Below are 234 nucleotides of genomic sequence, written 5' to 3' on the forward strand. Positions count from 1 at the left end.
GGTCAAGCTCGGCCTTGCGTGTGTCGTCGAGCGTGGAACTGCCGTCGAACAGGCGGATGAAAGGGCCGATCGAGCAGGATGCGTTATTGTCCTTCGCCTTGCCGAGCAGCAGCGCCGAGCGGCCCTCGACATCGCGCAGGTTGACGTCGTTGCCGAGTGTCGCGCCTTTAATCTCGGCGCGGCTGTTGACCGCCAGGACGATTTCGGGCTCCGGATTGTTCCAGGTGGAGATCG

The 234-nt window shown here is 63.2% G+C and carries 1 pseudogene; it reads right to left on the reverse strand.

Annotated elements, in window-relative coordinates:
* Positions 1–234: pseudogene (locus SB772_RS45785) on the reverse strand (fumarylacetoacetate hydrolase); the annotation flags it as partial.

Origin of the sequence: Paraburkholderia sp. SIMBA_030 (assembly GCF_046535245.1) — a bacterium.
Lineage (GTDB): Bacteria > Pseudomonadota > Gammaproteobacteria > Burkholderiales > Burkholderiaceae > Paraburkholderia.